This window comes from Dactylosporangium sucinum (assembly GCF_014647515.1).
In the GTDB taxonomy this organism is placed as follows: domain Bacteria; phylum Actinomycetota; class Actinomycetes; order Mycobacteriales; family Micromonosporaceae; genus Dactylosporangium; species Dactylosporangium sucinum.
The window spans coordinates 15,699-33,619 of sequence record NZ_BMPI01000015.1 but is presented as its reverse complement, the minus strand read 5'-3'; the positions used below and the strand labels follow the sequence as shown (position 1 = coordinate 33,619).

Genomic DNA, 17,921 nt, shown 5'->3' with positions numbered 1-17,921 from the left:
GCGTAGCGTGATCGCCATGACCCAACCACTGCCGCCGCTGCCGGAGGACTGGGACCGCTGTCTCGCCGTGGCCGCGCACCCTGACGACATCGAATACGGCACCGCCGCCGCCGTCGCGAAGTGGACCGCGCAGGGCAAGACGGTGACCTACCTGCTGGCGACCCGCGGCGAGGCCGGCATCGACGGGCTGCACCCCGACCAGGCCGCACCGCTGCGCGAGCAGGAGGAGCGCGCCGGCGCCCGTGAGGTCGGCGTCGACGTCGTGGAGTTCCTCGACCACCGCGACGGCGTCGTGGAGTACGGCAACGACCTTCGCCGCGACATTGTGCGCGCGATCCGCAGGCACCGGCCGGAGATCATGGTGAGCGGCTCGTTCGAGCTCCGCTTCGCCGGCGGGATGACCAACCAGGCCGACCACCGCGCCGTCGGGCTGGCCGCGCTCGACGCCGCGCGCGACGCCGGCAACCGCTGGATCTTCCCCGAGCTGGCCGACGAGGGCCTGGAGCCGTGGGGCGGCGTGCGGCTGGTCGCGTTCGCCGGCGCGAACGTGCCCACGCACGGCGTCGATGTGACCGGCGAGCCGCTGCTGGCGGGGATCCGCTCGCTGGAGGCGCACGCGGAGTACACCAAGGGCCTCGGTGGCGGCGGCCCCGAGCCCGGCCCGTTCCTGACCTGGATGGCCCGGCAGGCCGGCCCGGCGCTGGGCGTCGAGGCGGCCGTGCTGTTCGACGTGCACATGCTGGCCTTCACCGGCCCGCCGCCGTGGGTGACGGACGGTGCTGCCTGAGCCCGGCGAGGTCCTGCACTTCTCCGAGGACCCGACGATCACGCGCTTCGCGCCGCACGTCGCCGCGACGGCGCAGCAGCCGGAGGCGTACGTCTGGGCGGTCGACGCCGCCCGCGCGCCCGACTACTGGTTCCCACGCCAGTGCCCGCGCGGCCTGGCGTGGGCCGGTCCGGGCACGACCCCTGCGGACCGCGACCGGATCATCGGCGCCGGCTGCGGCGACCGCGTGCACGTGATCGAGTACGGCTGGCTGGAGGCGATGCGCACGGTGCGGCTCTACGCGTACCGCTTCCCGGCCGCCGTCTTCGCCCCGTTCCCCGGCCCCGACCCGCACGCCCACGTCGCGACCGAGCCGGTGACCCCGCTCGGCCCGGCGGAGCCGGTCGGCGACCTGTTCGCGTGCCACGCCGCGGCCGGCATCCAGCTGCGCGTGCTGCCCAACCTGTGGCCATGGTGGGACATGGTGGTGGCGAGCACCGTCGAGTTCAGCGGCATCCGCCTCCGCAACGCGCTTCCCCGGCCGTAGCGTGTTTCGATCCGAGCCACCACGGGAACCATCGAATCGACGGACATTCCGGTAGGGCTCGAGGAGGAACAGTGACTGTCACCGGAATCATCACGGCGCTGATCGTCGGTATCATCGTCGGTGCGCTCGGTCGGCTGGTGGTTCCCGGCCGGCAGCACATGTCGATCCTGCTGACCATGGTCGTGGGCATCATCGCGGCGCTGCTGGGCACGGTCCTGGCCAACGCCATCGGCATCTCGACGGACACTCCGGGCGTCGACTGGGGTGAGCTGCTGGTCCAGGTGCTCCTCGCCGCTGTCGGCGTGGCCCTGGTGGCCGGCTTCTCCGGCCGCGGCCGGCGCGCACTCTAACGGCATCGACGACGACCCCCGGCCCCACCGGCCGGGGGTTCGTCGCATCCGCACCCCCTTCGATACCTGGGCGGTGCGGGTTCCAGGTACGGTACGACGCTATGTCGGTCACTGCGTCCTTCGGCGTCCTCAACACCAAGTTGCTCCCCGACTTCGTGCGCGAGCCGGCCCGCGTGCTCGCCGAGCACGGCCAGGAGGTGGCCTCGGGCTACGGCTGGTCGGGCTTCGTCGTCCTCGTCGTGCTCGACGTGCTGGAGGACCAGGGCATCTCGCTGTCGGGCAACGGCCACGACGAGCCGATCGGCGGTCCTGACGACGACACCTTCTACACCGTCGTGACCACCGAGCACCGGCGCTACCTGCCGCGGCTCGACCCGGATGCCTTCCCCGGCGCGCTCTTCCACTCGGCGTTCGTCGAGGCCGGGCTGCGGACCGACGAGCGGGACTCCGCCGCGGCGGCCTGGGACACGATCGCCATCCTGCGTGACCGCATCGCCGCGCTGGGCGACGACGAGGCGCTCGTCATCGTCGTCGGCTGAGGCTGGACTAGGATCGCCGTATGTACTCGACGACGGTGTCGCGGCACGTCAATGCCCCGCGGGAGGCGGTCTACCGGGCGCTGCTCGACCCGGACGCGATCGCGCGGTGGCGGGTGCCCACGAACATGACCAGCGAGGTCCACGAGTTCGAGGCGCGCGAGGGCGGCCGCTTCCGCGTGTCGCTCACCTACACCGCCGGTGACGAGACCGGGAAGTCGGGGGCGCACACCGACACCTACCACGGTCACTTCGTCCGCCTGGTGCCCGGCGAGCAGGTCGTCGAGGTGTTCGAGTTCGAGGCGGCCGACCCGGCGCTGGGCGGGGCGATGACGCTGACCACCTCGCTGCGCGACTCCGGCGGGGGCACCGAGGTGACGATGCACCACGAGAACCTCCCCGACGCCGTGCCGGCCGCCGACAACGAGCTCGGCACCCGCATGGCGCTCGACAACCTGGCGGCGCTGGTCGAGGCCGGCTGACCTCAGAGGTCCAGCAGCCCGCTCAGGACCTTGCCGAGCAGTTGCTCCGACGGCTCGTCCGCGGCGTCGCTGTCCGCTCCGGCCAGCCCCGCACCGGCCAGCCCCGCACCGGCCAGCCCTGCTCCGGCCAGCCCTGCTCCGGCCAGCCCCGCACTGACGTGTCCGGCCCTGACGTGTCCGGCCCTGACCAGGCCGTGCTCGCGCAGGTCGGCGAGCAGCACCCGGGCCGCGCCGAGCGGCACCCCGAGGTGCGCGGCGACCTCGGCGACCGAGACCGGCCGGACGCAGAGCCGCAGGATCTCCCGCTGCTCCGGCGAGACGCCGGTCTCGCTCGCGGCCGGCGCCGGGCTGGTGGTGACCAGCGCGGCGACGTCGAGACCCTCGGTCGCCGGGGCGACCCGGCCGCGGGTCAGCGCGTAGAGCCGGACGAGGGGCCCGGCGTCCACGTCGGTCCAGACCTCGTCGGCCAGGTCGTGCGGCATCGTGGTCATCCCGCGCCCATCATGTCGTCATCCCGTGGCGAACGCGTCGTCGTCGGCCCGCGCGTGCCGGCCCGCGCGGTGCTTGGTGCCCGGTGCGGCGGGGTCCGCGGCGTCGGGGGCGTTGGCGCGACGGGCGGCGTGGACGGCGGCGAGGGCCTTGGCGGCTTGGCTGGCGGCGGCCGTGACCGGCCCGTTGACCGAGGCCGGGTCGGGGGCGCCGCTGAAGGCGACCGCGAGGACCGCGCTGTCGCCGGCCGGCTCGATCGCCAGCAGGACGTGTTCCATCTCGACGATGGTGCGCAGCGTGGTGCCGCCGTGGATGCTGGATCCCGCCACGACCGCAAGCGCGTGCAGGCCCGCGGCGGCCGCCGCGACGAGCTCGCCGGCGTCGCGGTTCACCTCCCGCGACGCGGCCAGCGGCAGCCCGTCGGTCGACAGCAGGACCGCCACCTCGGTGCCCGGCACCTCACTCACGAGGTCGTCGAGCAGCCGGTGCAGGTCAGCCATGGCCGGCGCCGATGCCGGTCGCGTCATCATCGTCCTCCTACGCGTGCGCGTCGTCCCCACCCGAGCCCGCGGTGCCGTCTTCCGCGGTGCCCACGACCGAGCCCACTGCGGGGTCCACAGTGGACAACCGGCCGAGCGGCCCGGCGGAGGAGGCCGCGCCGCGCTTGGCGAGGCGCTCCCGGAACCGGGCCGTGCGGTCGACCGCGCCGCTGCCCGCCCCGTCCTTGATCCCGTCCTGCTGCCGGCGCACCAGCCCGGCCGTCGCCGACGACACCCCGCGCGGAGTCCGCACGGGCAGCGCCCCGGCCGCCTCGTCGGCCCGCCCCGGACCGTCGGTGGCGCCGGGCGCCTCGGGAAGGTCCGGCCCGTAGTAGGAGCCCGGCCCTTCCAGCACGCCCAGCAGCCGTGGAACGCCCAGACCCGGCGGAGAGCCCGGCCCCTCCGCCGCGACCGGCGGCCCCGGGGTGCCCGGGGCCGCCGAGGAGTCCGGACGCCGTGTGGCGCCCGGCTCGTTCGGAGCGCCCGGGCCCGCCAGGGAGCCTGGGTCCCGCAGAGCGTCCGGCCCCGCCGAAGGGCCTGCCCCCGCCCGGGCGCCCGGCCCCCGCAGGGCGTCCGTGGACGGAGGTGATGCATCGTCAGTGGTGAGGATCAAGGTCAGGGGGATGCGGACCTGCGCGATCGTCCCGCCCCGCGAAGATTCTTCCAGGTCGATCTCGACGCCGTGCGGGCGGGCCAGCCGTCCCGCCAGCCGCAGGCCGGCGCGGTCCGGATCGAACCGGCGGAAGGGGTGGGCGAGCGCGTCGCGGGCGGCCGCCAGGTCCTTCGGCGTCATCCCGTTGCCCTGGTCGCGGACGGTCAGCCGATACCGGTCGGGGCCCTGCGCCCCGGTCACCCAGACCGTGCCGTCCTCGGGGCCGGCCCGGGTCGCGTTCTCGATCAGCTCGGTCAGCAGGTGCAGCACGTCGGCGACGGCCGGGCCGGCGAGCCGGGCGCCGTCCGGCACGGTCACCAGCACGACGGCCATGCGCTCGACCGACGCGGTGGCCGACCGGGCCACGTCGACCAGCGGCACCGGACGCGACCACCGCCGGCCGGGACGCTCGCCGGCCAGCAGGATCGCCCGCTCGGCGTTGCGGCGCACCTGCGCGGCCAGGTGGTCGGCGCGGAACAGGTCGCCGAGATCGCCCGCGTCGTCCACGCGCCGTTCGAGCCCGTCGAGCACGGCCAGCTGCCGGTGCAGCAGCGCCTGGTTGCGGCGGTGCAGGCGGAGCAGGAGCTCGGCCGTGCCGTCGCCGCCCCGGCGCCGGACGAGGAGCCAGCGGCGGAGGTTCACGGGGCGGCCTCGATCGTCGGCATGCCGCCAACCTACCGGGGCTGGATCGGCCCATCCAGCCCCGTTTATGCGGTGTCCGGCGCCGCTGCGCTGGGTGCTGGACACCGGAACTGTTCGTAGCGGGGCGGCCCGGCGGAACCCGCGGGACGGTACCGAAGCGGCGGCAACCGCACTGATCAACCGCTGAAATCAGACACCGGCGGCGCCGGGCGGCGGCCTAGGGTGTCCCATGGCATCGAGGAGCGTGGTCGGCATCCTGGGCGCCGTCGAGGTCGTCGGGCCGCACGGGCGGGCCGAGCTGACCGGCGGGCGGCACCGGGCGCTGGTCGGCGCGCTCGCCCTGCAACCCGGCGCGGTGGTGCCGACCTGGCGGCTCGTCGAGGCGCTGTGGGGCGAGGAGCCGCCGCGCACCGCGCTCCGATCGTTGCACAGCCACGTCGCGCGGCTGCGGCAGGCGCTGAGCCGGTGCGGGCTCGACGGCGTGGTGCAGACGCGCGAGCCAGGGTACGCACTGTGCGTCGACCCGGCCGATGTCGACGCGGCCCGGTTCGAGCGGGCCGTCGAGACGGTCCACAGCGGTGCTCAAGATCCGGCGGCGGTGCTGCGCGAGGCCCTCGACCTGTGGCGCGGGCCGGCGCTCGCCGACGCCGACCCGGCGGGGTGGGTCGCCGCCGAGGCCGAGCGCCTCGAACGGCTGCGGCGGGCTGCGCTCGCCGACCGGTGCGAGGCGCTGCTGGCCGCCGGGCGGTCCGCGGAGGCGCTCACCGAGGCGGAGCGGCTGGTCGCCGCCGAGCCGCTGCAGGAGCGCGTGGCCGGGCTGCACATGCTCGCGCTGGCCCGGTGCGGCCGGACGGCCGAGGCCCTCGAGGCGTACCGCCGGCTGCGCGAGGCCCTCGCCGAGGAGCTCGGCGTCGACCCCTCGCCGGAGCTGAGCGAGCTGCACACCGCGCTGCTGCGCGGCGAGCGGCAGCACCGGGACCTCCTGCAGCTGCCGGCCGTGACCCGGCCGGCCCAGCTGCCGCCGCCGGTCGGCTGGTTCACCGGCCGGGCCGCCGAGCTGCGGGCGCTCGACGAGGCCGCCGCCGAGACGGGCGTCGTGCTCGTCCGCGGCCACGGCGGGATCGGCAAGACGGCCCTGGCCGTGCAGTGGGCGCACCGGGTCGCGGAGCGGTTCGGCGACGGCCAGCTCTTCGTCGACCTCCGGGGCCACGACCCGGCGACCGCGCTGTCCCCGGCGGAGGTGGCGGCGGTCCTGCTGCGCTGCCTCGGCGTGCCCGACGACCGGATGCCGCACGACCTCAGCGAGCGGATCGCGACGTACCGCACGCTGCTCGCCGGTCGCCGCATGCTCGTCGTCCTCGACGACGCCGGCCGCACCGACCAGGTGACGCCGGCGCTGCCCGGCGCCGGGGCGAGCCTGCTGCTCGTCACCAGCCGCCACCAGCTCCCGGCGCTGGTCACCCACGCCGAGGTCCGCGCGGTCGCGCTGGACGTGCTCGGCCGGGAGGACGCCGCGCGCCTGCTGACCCGGGTGGTCGGCGCCGACCGGGTGGCCCGCGAGGCGGCGGCCGCCGAGCGGCTGGTGTCGCTGTGCGGCCGGATGCCGCTCGCCCTGCGCATCGCGGCCGCGAAGCTCGTCACCGAGCCCGGCCGAAGCATCGCCGCGTCGGCCGGCGAGCTGGAGCGGGACCGGCTGGCCCACCTCGGCGTCGAGGACGACGCGCGCAGCGTGGCCGCGGTGTTCGACAGCGCGTACCGCACGCTGTCCCCGCCGGCCCGCCAGCTGTTCCGCCGGCTCAGCCTGCACCCCGGCCCGCACGTGGCCGCCGCGCTGTGCTCGGCGCTGGCCCCGGCCGCGGGCCTGGCCGAGCTGACGGCCGCGCACCTGGTGATGCAGCCGGCGCCGGGGCGGTGCCGCATGCACGACCTGATCCGCGCCTACGGCCGCGGCCGCACGGACGAGCGGGAGCGGGCCACGACGGCCGAGCTGATCATGGATTGGTACCTCGTGTCCGCCCACGCGGCGAACCAGGTGCTGGACAGCAGCCAGGATCGCATCGCGCCGGTCCTGCGGCACCCGGCGCCGCCCGTGCCGTTCGGCCCCACCCGGGCGGCGGCCCTGGCGTTCCTGGAGGCGGAGCTGCCGAACCTGCCGGTGCTGGTCCGCCACGCGGCGCAGACCGGCCAGGAGGCGGCGGCCTGCCAGCTCACCTACCTGCTGAGCGGCTTCTTCGGCGCCCGGGGCAACTGGTCGGAGCGCGTCGACATGTGCCGGCCCGCGATCGCCGCCGCCCGCCGGCTCGGCGACCGGGCGGTCGAGGCCGAGATGCACCGCGCGCTCGGGGTGGCGTACCGCGCGACCTACCGCCTGGAGCCGGCCCTCGCCAGCCACCTGCGTGCCCTGGCCCTGCTGCGCGAGCTCGGCGACGAGCGGGGCCTCGCCTACGTGTACAACAACATCGGCGGCGCCAACGCCGAGCTGCGCCGCTTTCCGGCCGCGATCGCCGCCTACCGGCTGTCACTGCGGCTGCACACGGCGACCGGCAACCGGCACGGCGCCGTCGCGGCCCGGCGCAACCTCGGCTACACGTACATCCGCATGGACCGGGTCGAGCGCAGCTTCGAGCACCTGGAGGCGGCGCTGGCCGCGAGCCGGGAGATCGGCTACCGGCGGCTGGAGGCGGGCGCGTTGGACAGCCTCGGCGAGGCCCACCTGCGCCAGGGGTCGTTCGGCGCGGCGCGGGCCTGCTTCGACGGGGCGTTGACCGTGAGCCGGGCGATCGGCGACCTGCGGTACGAGATGGATGCCCTGGTCAACCTGGGACTCACGGCCCTGGCGATGGACGCTGCGGCCGAGGCCGTCGAGCGGTTCACCGCGGCGCTCGCGGTCAGCCGGCGGCTCGGCCACCGGCACGCCGAGGCGCGCATCCTCAACCGGCTCGGCGAGGCGCGGCTGCGCCTGGGCGACGTCGCGGCGGCCGGCGAGCTGCTCCGCGCGAGCGGGGACCTGCGCGCCGGCGTGCCCGACCCCTATGAGGAGGCGTGCCTGCACGGCAACCTCGCCGCGCTCGCCGAGCGGACCGGCCGGGCCGCGGCGGCGGACCGCCACCGCACGCTCGCGGCCGGCCTGGTCGCGCGGCTTCAGGTCGACGGGATGGTCACCGTCGCCTCGGCGCCGCCGGTGATCCGCACGTAGAAGTACCCGGCCGCGCCCGGCAACAGGTGCACGGTGAGCTTGGCCTTGTTCGACCCGGCGGGGATCACGACGGTGCCCCCGGGCACGGGCACGAAGTCGTCGCCCCCGGTCGCGGTGCCGTTGACGGTCATCCAGGAGACGTTCGTGGCGACCGGGACCTTCTGCGAGGAGAGCACCCACAGGTCGCACGTCCAGTCGATCCGGTCGCAGTCGGGCTCGCTGTCCGGGTGGAGGATGGTGAAGCCGAGGTCGTCGTCGAGGATCGTGCCGGTCGCGGTGCCGTCGACGATCGTCGGCCCGACCGGGTTGAGCAGCTCCAGCGTGAGCCGCTCGTCGGGCTCCTTCTGGAAGTCGCCGATCACCTCGACGGCCACCTGCCGGTCCGGCGGGTCACCGGGCGCCCAGAACAGTGTCCCGGTCGCGGCGGTGTAGTCGACGCCCGCGGTGGCCGGCGGTGTCCCGGCGCTCGTGGTCCGCCAGTCGATGCTGCCGGCCGCGCACCCGAGGGCCGAGACGGTGAAGACCAGCGACGGCCGGGCCGGCGGGTTGAACTCCCGCACCTCCGCGTCGACGACCACGACCGAGCGGGCCGAGCAGCCGGACGGGGGCGCGGGCGGCACCGCCGTCGCTGGTGCCGCCGCCCCGGCCACCAACGCGAGCCCCAGCACGACCGCCGCGGCGTATCTGATCACGGGAACCTCCTTCTCGCACGTCTGTGTCCGCCCGGTTGTAGCGCCGCCCTGTTGCGGCGCGGTTGTGGCGATCACAACGGCCCGGCAACCGCGGTGCCGTTCCCTGGCCGCACCAACGTCACACCGAAGGAGGACCAGGATGTCCACCAGATCGAAAGGCCTGCGCGCGGCACTCGCGACGATGTCGCTCGCCGGCACGATGATCGTGGTGCAGGCCGGTTTCGCCGGCACCGCACACGCCCGCTGCATCGCGGAGAACCGCCCGGAGACCGGCCGGCTCACGATCGCGGGCGTCACGTACGCGACCGCGACGCCCCGGACGAACACCTGCAACAACAACAACACCGAGACGACCGACTACCAGGCGAACCGGATCGGCTGGCGGGCGAGCTACCACTGGCAGAACAACGGCCTGTGGTCGAGCTCGTACGGCGACTACGACACGAGCACCAACACCGCGGTCTTCACGGACACCAACTCCCACTCCCTGGTGCTGCTGTGCGCCGACAACGAGGGCTCGATCCCGGCCGGCGCCACCCCCACCTGGTATTGCGGCTGGAACGGCAACGTCGCCGTCTCCACGGGCGTGAACCGCACGTTCGCGGTGCTCAGCGAGGGCTTCTGAGCCCGGCCCACCGGTGATCACGCTCGGCGCGGCCCCTCCCCGGCCCGCGCCGAGCGGCACGGGCACCGAGTCCCGCCGTCCCGTGACGGCGGGACTGTCCGCATGCTGCCGCCCGGGTACGACAGAAACCGGAACCCATTGACGAGCTTCGCTCGATGGCGCACAATCGCATCCCCGCACCCAGGCGAAAGGGGCCCCATGAACCCTCTTCGTGTCCACGTCGCCGTCGTTGTCGTCGCCGTCGCGGCCGTTGGAGCCGCCGCCTCGCCCGCGGCGGCGGCCGCGCCGTCCGGGCGGTACGTGGCGCTGGGCGACTCGTACACCTCCGGGCCGCTCATCTCCGACCAGATCGACCTCAACTGCGTCCGCTCCAGCCGCAACTACCCGCACCTCGTCGCCGGCGCCGTCACCTCGCTCAGCCTCGTCGACGTGAGCTGCGGCGGGGCCACCACCGGCGACATCCTCAACGCCGGCTCGGGAACGCTCGGGCTGCCCGTCCCGGCCCAGATCGCCGCGGTCACCGCCGGCACCGCGCTCGTCACCGTCGGGATCGGCGGGAACGACATCGGATTCTCGTCGATCGTCACGACCTGCGCGCAGGACGGGATCGGCAACCCGTTCGGGTCGCCCTGCAAGAACCGCTACACGGCCGGCGGGGCCGACCAGCTGCAGGCGCGCATCGCCGCGACCGCGCCCAAGGTGGCGGCGGTGATCCAGGCGGTCCGGGCGAAGGCCCCGAACGCGAGGATCGTCGTCGTCGGCTACCCGGCCATCATCCCCGACTCCGGCAACGGATGCTGGCCGGTCGTGCCGTTCGCCTTCGGTGACGTGCCGTACCTGCGCGGCACCGCCAAGGCCCTCAACAGCATGCTCGCCCAGGCCGCCGCCGCCAACGGCGCCCGCTATGCCGACACCTACGCGCCGTCGGTCGGGCACGACGTCTGCAAGGGCAAGAGCACGCGCTGGGTCGAGGGGCTCGTCCCGGAGAACGCCGCCGCGCCGTTCCACCCCAACGCCGCGGGCGAGCAGGGCATGGCCGGCCCGGTCACCGCGCAAGCAACGGCCTGACGAAAACCTGGCGAAAACCAGTCTGGCACTTCCGGCGCCAAGGCCTTACAGTGATCAGTGAGACCGGCATCTTCCCCCGTGGATGCCGGTCTCCATAATTTCAGGGCCCCGTAGTTTCAGGGCTCCGGAGGATCAGGGCTCGACGAGCAGCGACTCGATCGACCGGGTCCGAAACGACGGGCGCCACTGCGAGGACCGCAGCGTCAGGCCGGGGTGCCGGGCCAGCAGCGAGCCGACCGCCTCCGTCGCCGTCACCACCGCCAGCGCCGCACCCAGGCAGTGGTGCGGCCCGTGCCCCAGCGCCAGGTGCGGCGCGCTCGGCCGGCGCAGCCGGAACTCGTCGGGATCCTCGACCACCGCCGGATCCCGGTTCGCGGCCGCGATCCCCAGCAGCACCGTCGCGCCCTTCGGCACCGTCACGTCGCCGAAGACCAGGTCCGTCGTGGCGAACCGCCGGATCGACACCGGCGCCGGCGGCTCGAAGCGCAGCGTCTCGTCCACCGCGGCCCGCAGCAGCTCCTCGTCGGCCCGGGCCTCGGCGAGCAGCGCCGGGCGCTGCAGCAACAGCAGCAGGCAGTTCGCGATCAGGTTGATCGAGTTCTCGTACCCCGCGAAGATCGTCAGGAACGCGAGCGAGGTCAGCTCGTCGGAGGACAGCGGCGCCGCGATCATCGCCGAGAGCAGGTCGTCGCCCGGAGCGCCCCGGCGACGCGCGATCAGCTCGACGAGGAACCCCTCGATCGCCGCCGCCGCGTCCGGCGCCCCGGCCATCAGCGCCGTGGTCGAGCCGCGCAGCCGCTCCACGTCGGCGCCGGCGACCCCCAGCAGCTCGCCGATGACGGCGATCGACAGCGGCGTCGCGTAGTCGGCGACCACGTCGAAGGGGCCGTCGAAGGTGAAGGAGCCGGCGAGGGACGCCAGCGCCGGCCGCAGCGCCAGCACCCGGCGCGGGCTGAACGCCGGTGCCACCACGCGGCGGATCCGGGCGTGGTCGGGGTCGTCCATGTTCAGCAGGTTGGCGTCCAGCCGGGGCGGCAGCGAGAACCCCGACCAGCCGCCGCCGGAGTGGCGCTTGTCGAGCGAGAGCCGAGGGTCGGCGAGCCCGGCGCGGACGTCCTCGTAGCGGGTCACGAGCCAGGCCGGCGACCCGTCCGGCAGCGCGATGCGATGCATTCACCGGAGTCTACGCACGCGACGGATCCCGGGCCCGGCTCAGCAGGTCGGCCACCGCGTGCCGCAGCTGGTCCGCGGTGAACGGCTTGGACAGCAGCGGCGTGTCGTCGGCGAGCCGGTGCCCGCCGGGCAGGTTTCCCGCCGTGTACCCCGAGATGAACAGCACCGGCAGCTCCGGCCGGACGGCGTGGATCGCCTCGGCGAGCCGCGGCCCGGTGATCTCCGGCATGATCACGTCGGTGATCACCCCGTCGACGGTCGAGCCGGGGGCCGTGCAGATCTCCAGCGCGGCGGCCGACGACGACGGCGCCGTGACGACGTACCCGGCCCGGGACAGGATCCGCACCACGATGTCGCGCACGTCCGCGTCGTCCTCGACGACGACCACGTGCCGCGCCCCGGCCGCCGCCGACGCGGAGCCGGGCGCGTCCAGCGCGGACACCACCGCCGGCCGGCCCGCCTCGGGCAGGGTCACGGTCATCGTCGTGCCCCGGCCGGGCACCGTGTCGATGCCGATGTCCCCGCCCGCCTCGGTCACCACGCCGTAGGCGGTCGCCAGCCCGAGCCCGGTGCCGTCCGCCGGCCCCTTGGTGGTGAAGAACGGCTCGAAGGCGCGGCTCGCCACCTCCGGCGTCATCCCGACACCGGTGTCGCTGACGATGAGCTCGACCCGGCCGTTCCCGGACGAGCGGGTGGTGATCGTGAGCCGGCCGCCGGACGGCATCGCGGCCCGGGCGTTCACCACCAGGTTCACCACGATCTGCTCGAACTTGCTGCGGTCGATGACCACCGGCGGCAGCCCGGCCGCCAGCTCGCTGGAGAACGTGATGTCCTCGCCGATCGTGCGGTGCAGCAGGTGCTCGGTGTCGGCGACCACCTGGTTCACGTCGAGCACCTCGGGCCGCGAGGGCTCCAGCCGGCTGAAGATGAGCAGCTGGCGGGTCAGCGCCGCGGCCCGCTCGGCGGCGCGGGTGATCCGCTCCACGTCCGGCTGGCACGGGTGCTCCGGCCCCAGGTCGGCCCCGACGTCGGCGGCGTAGGCGATGATCACCGCGAGCAGGTTGTTGAAGTCGTGCGCGACCCCGCCGGCCAGCCGGCCGAGCGAGTCCAGCCGCTCGGTCTGGCGCAGCTGGTGGTCGAGCCGCTGCCGCTCCAGCTCGGCGGCCCGCTGCTCGGTCACGTCCCGCAGCACGCCCTCGACCGCCACCGTGGCGCCGGAGGGGTCGCGCACGAGCCGGGTCCGCAGCTCGATCCACAGCTGGTGGCCGTCGCGGTGCCGGCCGCGCAGGATGACCGGGTTCGACTGCGGCTCGGTGAAGGCCGCCTCCAGCGCCGGCCGGTCCTCCGGGGCGACCGTGGCGGCCAGCAGCGTCGGGTCGGCGTAGAGCTCCGACGGCCGGTAGCCGGCGATCGCCGTGACGGCCGGGCTCACGTACTCCAGCGCGCGGTCCGGGCGCAGGCGGTACCGGAAGATCCCGTCGATCGAGTGCTCGGCCAGCAGGCGGAAGCGCTCCTCGCTGGCCCGCAGCGCCGCCTCGGCGGACCGCAGCGCGCGGCGCTCCTCGGCGTCGCGCAGCTCCCGCTGTACCGCCGGAACCAACCGCCCCATGCGATCCTTGAGGATGAAGTCGGACGCGCCCGCCTTCATGAGCGCCGTCGCGCGCTCCTCGCCGACCTGCCCCGACACCAGCAGGAACGGGGCGTCGCAGCGCGCGTCCCGCAGGATCCGCAGCGCCTCCTCCGCGCTGAACGCCGGCAGGTTGTAGTCGGAGATCACTACGTCGGGCCGGGCCGCGGCGAGCGACGCGCGCAGCTGGCCGGCGCTGAGCACCGTGTCGACGTCGACGTCGATCCCGCCGCGGCGCAGCCGGGTGACGATGAGCCGGGCGTCCTCGTCGTCGTCCTCGACGAGCAGCAGGCGGATCACGGGTGGCGCCCGGGCCGGGCCGGCACCGGCTCGTTGACCGCGAGCCAGTAGCGGCTGAGCACGTCGGTCGCCGCCACGAACTCGGCGAAGGCGACGGGCTTGCGCACGTAGCTGTTCGCGCCGAGCCGGTAGCTCTCCACGATGTCACGCTCCTCGCTCGACGTGGTGAGGACGACCACCGGCAGGGCCTGCGTCGCCGGGTCGGCGCGCAGCCGCTGCAGTACCTCACGCCCGTCGTACTTCGGCAGCTTCATGTCCAGCAGCACCAGCGCCGGCTGCAGCGGCGCGGCGCCGTCCGGCGGCAGCAGCAGGTCGAGCGCCTCGGCGCCGTCGTGCGCGACCACCACCCGGTTGGTGACCTGGTTCTTGGTGAGGGCCCGGCGGGTGAAGGCGACGTCGTCCGGGTTGTCGTCGACGATCAGGATGACGCCCTCGTTCACGACGCCTCCAGCGTGAAGCGGAACACCGCGCCCTCGCCGACCGTGCCCTCCGCCCAGATCCGGCCGCCGTGCCGGCTCACGATGCGGTGCACGATCGCGAGCCCGATGCCGGTGCCCTCGAACTCGCTCGCCGAGTGCAGCCGCTGGAACGGCTCGAACAGCTTCCCGGCGAACCGCATGTCGAAGCCGGCGCCGTTGTCGCGCACGACGGTGACGCCCGGCTCCTCGCGGTACACCTCGATGACGGCATCCGGACGGTGGGAGGTGAACTTCCAGGCGTTGCCGACCAGGTTCTGCAGCACCAGCCGGACCAGGTCCGGGTCGCCGGCCGCGGTGAGCCCGGGCGCGATCCGCACGTGCACCTCGCGCGCGGGTTCGACGTCGCGCAGCTCCTCGGTCACCTGCTCGGCCAGGCCGGTCAGGTCGACCCGGCTGCGGCGCAGCTCGGTGCGGGTCGCGCGGGACAGGTCGAGCAGGTCGTCGATCATCTGGCCCATGCGGGCGACGTTGGCCTGCAGGCGGGCGAGGTACTCGCGGCCGTCCTCGTCGAGCCGGTCGGCGTAGTCCTCCACGAGCAGCTGCGCGTAGCCGTCGAGCGAGCGCAGCGGGGCCCGCAGGTCGTGCGACACCGAGTAGGCGAACGCGTCCAGCTCCCGCGTCGAGGCCTCCAGCTCGGCGGTGCGCTGCCGGACCCGGTCCTCCAGCTCGGCGTTGAGCTGGCGGACCCGCTCCTCGGCCCGGATCCGGTCGGTGATGTCGGTCGAGATGCCGCAGACGGCGTACGCCCGGCCGTGCGCGTCGATGAGCGGGAACTTCACGGTGATGTAGGTGTGCGGGCCGTCGTCGCCGGGCGCGGTCTCCTCCATCGACACCGGCCGCCCCCGCTCGGCCGCCTGCAGGTCGTTGGCCCGGAACGCGGCCGCGATCGGGGCCGGGAAGAGGTCGTGGTCGGTGAGGCCGACGATGGTGTCCCGGGAGACGTTGAACAGCCGCTCGTACTCCCGGTTGACCAGCATGTACCTGCCGTCGAGGTCGCGCATGTAGATGACGGCGGAGGTGTTGTCGATGAGCGCGAGGAGCTGGTCCGGCCCGACCCGCGGGTCGTGGCCGGGCGGCTGGCGCGCCGTGCGGGCGCTCACGGTGTCCGCCGCCTCGACGACGCTGCGGGACCGCTGAAGGCCGCCACCGCCGACAGGTCCTCGGGCGCGTCCGCGCGCAGGGCGGCGACGCCGGCCAGTACCTCCAGGTCCACCGTCGGCAGCCCGCGCAGCGCGGCCAAGGCGTGGCGCTGCCGGGCCCGCGTCAGCCGCTCCAGCGCCGTCTCGTCCATCCCGGTCGTGCCCCGGCGGTTCGACACCACGCCCGGGTCGCCGTGCCCGGTGTGGTCGCGCTCCCGCTGGGGGTTGAAGAGGTACTTCTTGCTCAGCATCAGGTGCACCCCGGACATCCGCGCGTGCGCCTGCAGCACCAGGTGCAGCGCGGCCAGCACCGGGAACCGCCCGAGGAGCGCCCGCAGCCGCTCCGGGGACGCCTCGCCGAGCCCATCGGGCACCCCGCACCGCGCCAGCAACAGGTCGGGCAGCGACGGCCACTGCGCGACCAGCGCCAGCCGCTGCCGCTCGTGCTCCAGCAGCCCCGGGCCGAGCCGCAGCAGGTGCTTGCGGTAGTCGTCGTCGGCGGTGCCGAGCAGCAGGTCGCGCTCCAGCGACTCCGGGTCGAACGCGCCGCTCGGCGGCAGATCGCCGGGCCGCCAGTGCACCGCGAACTGCCGGAAGACGTCCATGAAGTGCCCGGGCGTGAGCCCCTCGGCCGGCGGCAGCTTGGCGAAGCCGGAGTTCAGCCGCCGCATCCCCTCCAGCAGCAGCGTGGCGACGCCCAGCCGGTGCAGCGCGTCGGCGCCGAACGGGTCGACCCCGCCGCCGGCGATCGGCGCGAGGGCCAGGTTCACCGCCCGCTCGATCGACTCGGAGAGCTTGATCAGCTCGAAGAAGCGGACCTCGTCGACGGCCCCGGTGTACGTGCGCAGCAGCCCGTCGTCGAACACGCTCGGTAGCCCGGTCAGCGGGGCGCCGGCCCACCGCACCTCGGTCGGCGGGAGGTTCCACCGGGTCAGCGAGGCGTACGCGTCGCGCGGCGGGTGGCCGGTGCCGCTGTGCTCGGCGAGGCGGGTGAAGTACTCCAGGAACGGGATCGGGCCGGGCCCGAGGCCGAGCGCGAAGGCCCGCTCGGGCTCGTCGCGGTGCGCCGGGCCGGACTCCTGGAAGTGCCGCCCGAGGCCGGCCCCCACCAGTCCCAGCAGCACCAACAGCCGCCGGGCGTCGCCCTCGTCGTACCGCTCGGGCACGTCGAGCTCGGGTGCGAGCACGCGGGCCACGGCCGCGGGGAACGCGCCGGCGGGGGTGCGGCCCGCGAGGATGTCCCGGTTCAGCGCGGTCATCGGCCCGGCGACCCACCGGTCCACGGCAGCGGTGCGTCCCACGTCGGCGCCGAGCTCGTGTCGCGCCGTGTCCATGATCCGAAACTAACACGTTCCGTAGTGGTCGCGGGTGACATCTGTCATCGTCCGGGCGTGACGGGGCCATCGAAACCGGTGCGCGGCGGCACTGCTGGCGCGCTCCCGGCGTGACCAGACTGCTTCGCATGGCTGTCATCGAGGTGTACGGGCTGAGCCGGCGCTACGGCGACTTCAGCGCCGTGCGGGACGTGTCGTTCAGCGTCGAGCGGGGCGAGCTGTTCGCCCTCCTGGGCACCAACGGCGCCGGGAAGACCTCCACGCTGGAGCTCGTCGAGGGGCTGGCCCGGCCCAGCGGCGGCACCGTGCGGATCCTCGGCCACGACCCGGTCGCCCGGCGCTCGCGGGTGCGCCCGCGGACCGGGGTCATGCTGCAGGACGCCGGCTTCCCCGGCGACCTCACCGTGGTCGAGGTGGCCCGGATGTGGGCCGGCACGCTCACCGCGCCGCGGCCGGTGCCCGAGGCGCTCACGCTCGCCGGGCTCGACCACCGGGCCGGCGTGCGCGTCCGGCAGCTCTCCGGCGGCGAGCGGCGCCGGCTCGACCTGGCCCTGGCCATCCTCGGCCGGCCCGAGGTCCTCGTCCTCGACGAGCCGACGACGGGCCTCGACCCGCAGAGCCGCCGCGACGCCTGGAACCTGCTGCGCGGGCTGGTCCGCGACGGGGTCACCGTGCTGCTGAGCACCCACTACCTGGAGGAGGCGGAGGAGTTGGCCGATCGGCTGGCCATCATGCACCGCGGCACGGTCGTCGCCGCCGGGACGGTCCGGGAGGTGGTCGCCGCGCATCCGTCCCGCATCACGTTCGGCCTGCCGGCCGGTGTCGAGCCGCCGACGCTCCCGGGCGCTGCGGTCCGTGAGCGTGGCCGGGTCGTGGTGCAGACCGATACGCTGCAACCGGCGTTGCTGACGCTGCTGACCTGGGCCGACCACGGCGGCGTCGAGCTGGCCGGGCTCGACGCCCGCTCGGCGTCGCTGGAAGAGGTCTTCCTGTCGATCGCGGGTGAGCCCCGATGAGGCGGCTCGTCGCGCTCGGCCGGGCCGAGCTGCTGCTCCTGCTGCGCAACCGGATGGCGCTGTTCAACGCGGCCGTGCTGCCCGTCCCGCTCGTCGCGGTCACCGCCGGCGCCGTCCGCGACGCAGACCCGGACTTCAACGCGCGGCTCGTCTCCGGGATGCTCGCCCTGGTGCTCGTCGCGGTCCTGTACTACAACCTGGTGACCACGTACGTCGCCCGCCGCGAGGAACTGGTCCTCAAGCGGCTGCGCACCGGCGAGCTCACCGAC

The 17,921-nt window shown here is 74.7% G+C and carries 18 protein-coding genes and 1 pseudogene; 10 read left to right on the top strand and 9 right to left on the bottom strand.

Annotated features, from left to right (window positions below; all coding sequences use genetic code 11):
- The first annotated feature begins 16 nt into the window (after positions 1-16).
- From IEZ31_RS17235 to IEZ31_RS17215, 5 genes are all read left to right on the top strand, one after another.
- Positions 17-787, top strand: a complete 771-nt coding sequence (locus IEZ31_RS17235; protein ID WP_190250889.1) for a PIG-L deacetylase family protein — start codon at positions 17-19, stop codon at positions 785-787.
- Positions 777-1,313, top strand: coding sequence for a DUF6886 family protein (locus tag IEZ31_RS17230; RefSeq protein ID WP_190250888.1), 537 nt, complete (start codon positions 777-779; stop codon positions 1,311-1,313). Before IEZ31_RS17235 ends, IEZ31_RS17230 begins: the two co-directional genes overlap by 11 nt.
- Positions 1,314-1,384: 71 nt before the next feature.
- A complete protein-coding gene (locus tag IEZ31_RS17225) occupies positions 1,385-1,663 on the top strand; it encodes a GlsB/YeaQ/YmgE family stress response membrane protein (RefSeq protein ID WP_190250887.1) in 279 nt (92 codons plus the stop codon).
- Positions 1,664-1,764: 101 nt separating this feature from the next.
- Positions 1,765-2,202, top strand: a complete 438-nt coding sequence (locus IEZ31_RS17220) for a hypothetical protein (protein WP_190250886.1) — start codon at positions 1,765-1,767, stop codon at positions 2,200-2,202.
- A gap of 20 nt (positions 2,203-2,222) precedes the next feature.
- Positions 2,223-2,681, top strand: a complete 459-nt coding sequence (locus IEZ31_RS17215; protein ID WP_190250885.1) for an SRPBCC family protein — start codon at positions 2,223-2,225, stop codon at positions 2,679-2,681.
- 2 nt (positions 2,682-2,683) lie between these two features.
- Here IEZ31_RS17215 and IEZ31_RS17210 read toward each other — a convergent pair whose 3' ends face one another.
- From IEZ31_RS17210 to IEZ31_RS17200, 3 genes are read right to left on the bottom strand one after another with little or no spacing between them, the layout of a single operon-like run.
- Positions 2,684-3,172: a DUF742 domain-containing protein gene (locus IEZ31_RS17210; protein ID WP_229835306.1), complete on the bottom strand. Its 489-nt coding sequence runs from the start codon at positions 3,170-3,172 to the stop codon at positions 2,684-2,686.
- Positions 3,173-3,190: 18 nt separating this feature from the next.
- Positions 3,191-3,670 (bottom strand): roadblock/LC7 domain-containing protein, encoded by a 480-nt coding sequence (locus tag IEZ31_RS17205; protein ID WP_190250884.1) that lies wholly within the window; start codon positions 3,668-3,670, stop codon positions 3,191-3,193.
- Positions 3,671-3,707: 37 nt separating this feature from the next.
- A complete protein-coding gene (locus IEZ31_RS17200) occupies positions 3,708-5,003 on the bottom strand; it encodes a sensor histidine kinase (protein WP_190250883.1) in 1,296 nt (431 codons plus the stop codon).
- A 229-nt stretch (positions 5,004-5,232) separates the two neighbouring features.
- Here IEZ31_RS17200 and IEZ31_RS17195 point away from each other — a divergent pair, with 229 nt between their 5' ends.
- The gene (locus IEZ31_RS17195; RefSeq protein WP_190250882.1) at positions 5,233-8,199 is read left to right on the top strand and encodes an AfsR/SARP family transcriptional regulator; all 2,967 of its coding nucleotides are present in this window, start codon (positions 5,233-5,235) and stop codon (positions 8,197-8,199) included.
- Here IEZ31_RS17195 and IEZ31_RS17190 read toward each other — a convergent pair.
- The gene (locus tag IEZ31_RS17190) at positions 8,145-8,891 is read right to left on the bottom strand and encodes a Calx-beta domain-containing protein (RefSeq protein ID WP_190250881.1); all 747 of its coding nucleotides are present in this window, start codon (positions 8,889-8,891) and stop codon (positions 8,145-8,147) included. The genes IEZ31_RS17195 and IEZ31_RS17190 overlap by 55 nt on opposite strands.
- A gap of 139 nt (positions 8,892-9,030) precedes the next feature.
- Here IEZ31_RS17190 and IEZ31_RS17185 point away from each other — a divergent pair, with 139 nt between their 5' ends.
- Both IEZ31_RS17185 and IEZ31_RS17180 read left to right on the top strand, forming a co-directional pair.
- Complete coding sequence (locus tag IEZ31_RS17185) at positions 9,031-9,516, top strand: hypothetical protein (RefSeq protein WP_190250880.1); 486 nt, start codon at positions 9,031-9,033, stop codon at positions 9,514-9,516.
- A 198-nt stretch (positions 9,517-9,714) separates the two neighbouring features.
- Positions 9,715-10,584, top strand: a complete 870-nt coding sequence (locus IEZ31_RS17180) for an SGNH/GDSL hydrolase family protein (protein ID WP_190250879.1) — start codon at positions 9,715-9,717, stop codon at positions 10,582-10,584.
- A gap of 132 nt (positions 10,585-10,716) precedes the next feature.
- On the opposite strand, the gene IEZ31_RS17175 is transcribed toward IEZ31_RS17180, so the two are convergent.
- The 5 genes from IEZ31_RS17175 to IEZ31_RS17155 are packed head-to-tail and all read right to left on the bottom strand — an operon-like array spanning position 10,717 to position 16,636.
- Positions 10,717-11,757 carry a cytochrome P450 gene (locus IEZ31_RS17175; protein ID WP_190250878.1) on the bottom strand — a complete coding sequence of 347 codons (1,041 nt, stop codon included), beginning with the start codon at positions 11,755-11,757 and terminating at the stop codon, positions 10,717-10,719.
- Between the two features lie 10 nt (positions 11,758-11,767).
- Entirely contained in the window at positions 11,768-13,684 is a 1,917-nt protein-coding gene (locus IEZ31_RS17170) for a hybrid sensor histidine kinase/response regulator (RefSeq protein WP_229835303.1), read from the bottom strand.
- The gene (locus IEZ31_RS17165; protein ID WP_190250877.1) at positions 13,681-14,124 is read right to left on the bottom strand and encodes a response regulator; all 444 of its coding nucleotides are present in this window, start codon (positions 14,122-14,124) and stop codon (positions 13,681-13,683) included. The genes IEZ31_RS17170 and IEZ31_RS17165 overlap by 4 nt, the downstream gene beginning before the upstream one ends.
- Positions 14,121-15,263, bottom strand: a complete 1,143-nt coding sequence (locus IEZ31_RS17160) for a sensor histidine kinase (RefSeq protein ID WP_190250876.1) — start codon at positions 15,261-15,263, stop codon at positions 14,121-14,123. The genes IEZ31_RS17165 and IEZ31_RS17160 overlap by 4 nt, the downstream gene beginning before the upstream one ends.
- Positions 15,260-16,636: a hypothetical protein gene (locus IEZ31_RS17155; protein WP_190250875.1), complete on the bottom strand. Its 1,377-nt coding sequence runs from the start codon at positions 16,634-16,636 to the stop codon at positions 15,260-15,262. The genes IEZ31_RS17160 and IEZ31_RS17155 overlap by 4 nt, the downstream gene beginning before the upstream one ends.
- A 128-nt stretch (positions 16,637-16,764) precedes the next feature.
- Between IEZ31_RS17155 and IEZ31_RS17150 the strand changes: the two genes are divergently transcribed.
- Positions 16,765-17,652 carry an ABC transporter ATP-binding protein gene (locus IEZ31_RS17150; RefSeq protein ID WP_190250874.1) on the top strand — a complete coding sequence of 296 codons (888 nt, stop codon included), beginning with the start codon at positions 16,765-16,767 and terminating at the stop codon, positions 17,650-17,652.
- A pseudogene (locus tag IEZ31_RS56640) lies at positions 17,649-17,921 on the top strand (ABC transporter permease); the annotation flags it as partial. The gene IEZ31_RS17150 and the pseudogene IEZ31_RS56640, both read left to right, overlap by 4 nt.

Coding starts and splice junctions, on each gene's coding strand:
- IEZ31_RS17235 (WP_190250889.1), top strand. CDS start 17: ATGACCCAACCACTGCCGCCGCTGCCGGAGGACTGGGACCGCTGTCTC.
- IEZ31_RS17220 (WP_190250886.1), top strand. CDS start 1,765: ATGTCGGTCACTGCGTCCTTCGGCGTCCTCAACACCAAGTTGCTCCCC.
- IEZ31_RS17215 (WP_190250885.1), top strand. CDS start 2,223: ATGTACTCGACGACGGTGTCGCGGCACGTCAATGCCCCGCGGGAGGCG.
- IEZ31_RS17210 (WP_229835306.1), bottom strand. CDS start 3,172: ATGACCACGATGCCGCACGACCTGGCCGACGAGGTCTGGACCGACGTG.
- IEZ31_RS17205 (WP_190250884.1), bottom strand. CDS start 3,670: ATGGCTGACCTGCACCGGCTGCTCGACGACCTCGTGAGTGAGGTGCCG.
- IEZ31_RS17195 (WP_190250882.1), top strand. CDS start 5,233: ATGGCATCGAGGAGCGTGGTCGGCATCCTGGGCGCCGTCGAGGTCGTC.
- IEZ31_RS17185 (WP_190250880.1), top strand. CDS start 9,031: ATGTCCACCAGATCGAAAGGCCTGCGCGCGGCACTCGCGACGATGTCG.
- IEZ31_RS17180 (WP_190250879.1), top strand. CDS start 9,715: ATGAACCCTCTTCGTGTCCACGTCGCCGTCGTTGTCGTCGCCGTCGCG.
- IEZ31_RS17175 (WP_190250878.1), bottom strand. CDS start 11,757: ATGCATCGCATCGCGCTGCCGGACGGGTCGCCGGCCTGGCTCGTGACC.
- IEZ31_RS17155 (WP_190250875.1), bottom strand. CDS start 16,636: ATGGACACGGCGCGACACGAGCTCGGCGCCGACGTGGGACGCACCGCT.
- IEZ31_RS17150 (WP_190250874.1), top strand. CDS start 16,765: ATGGCTGTCATCGAGGTGTACGGGCTGAGCCGGCGCTACGGCGACTTC.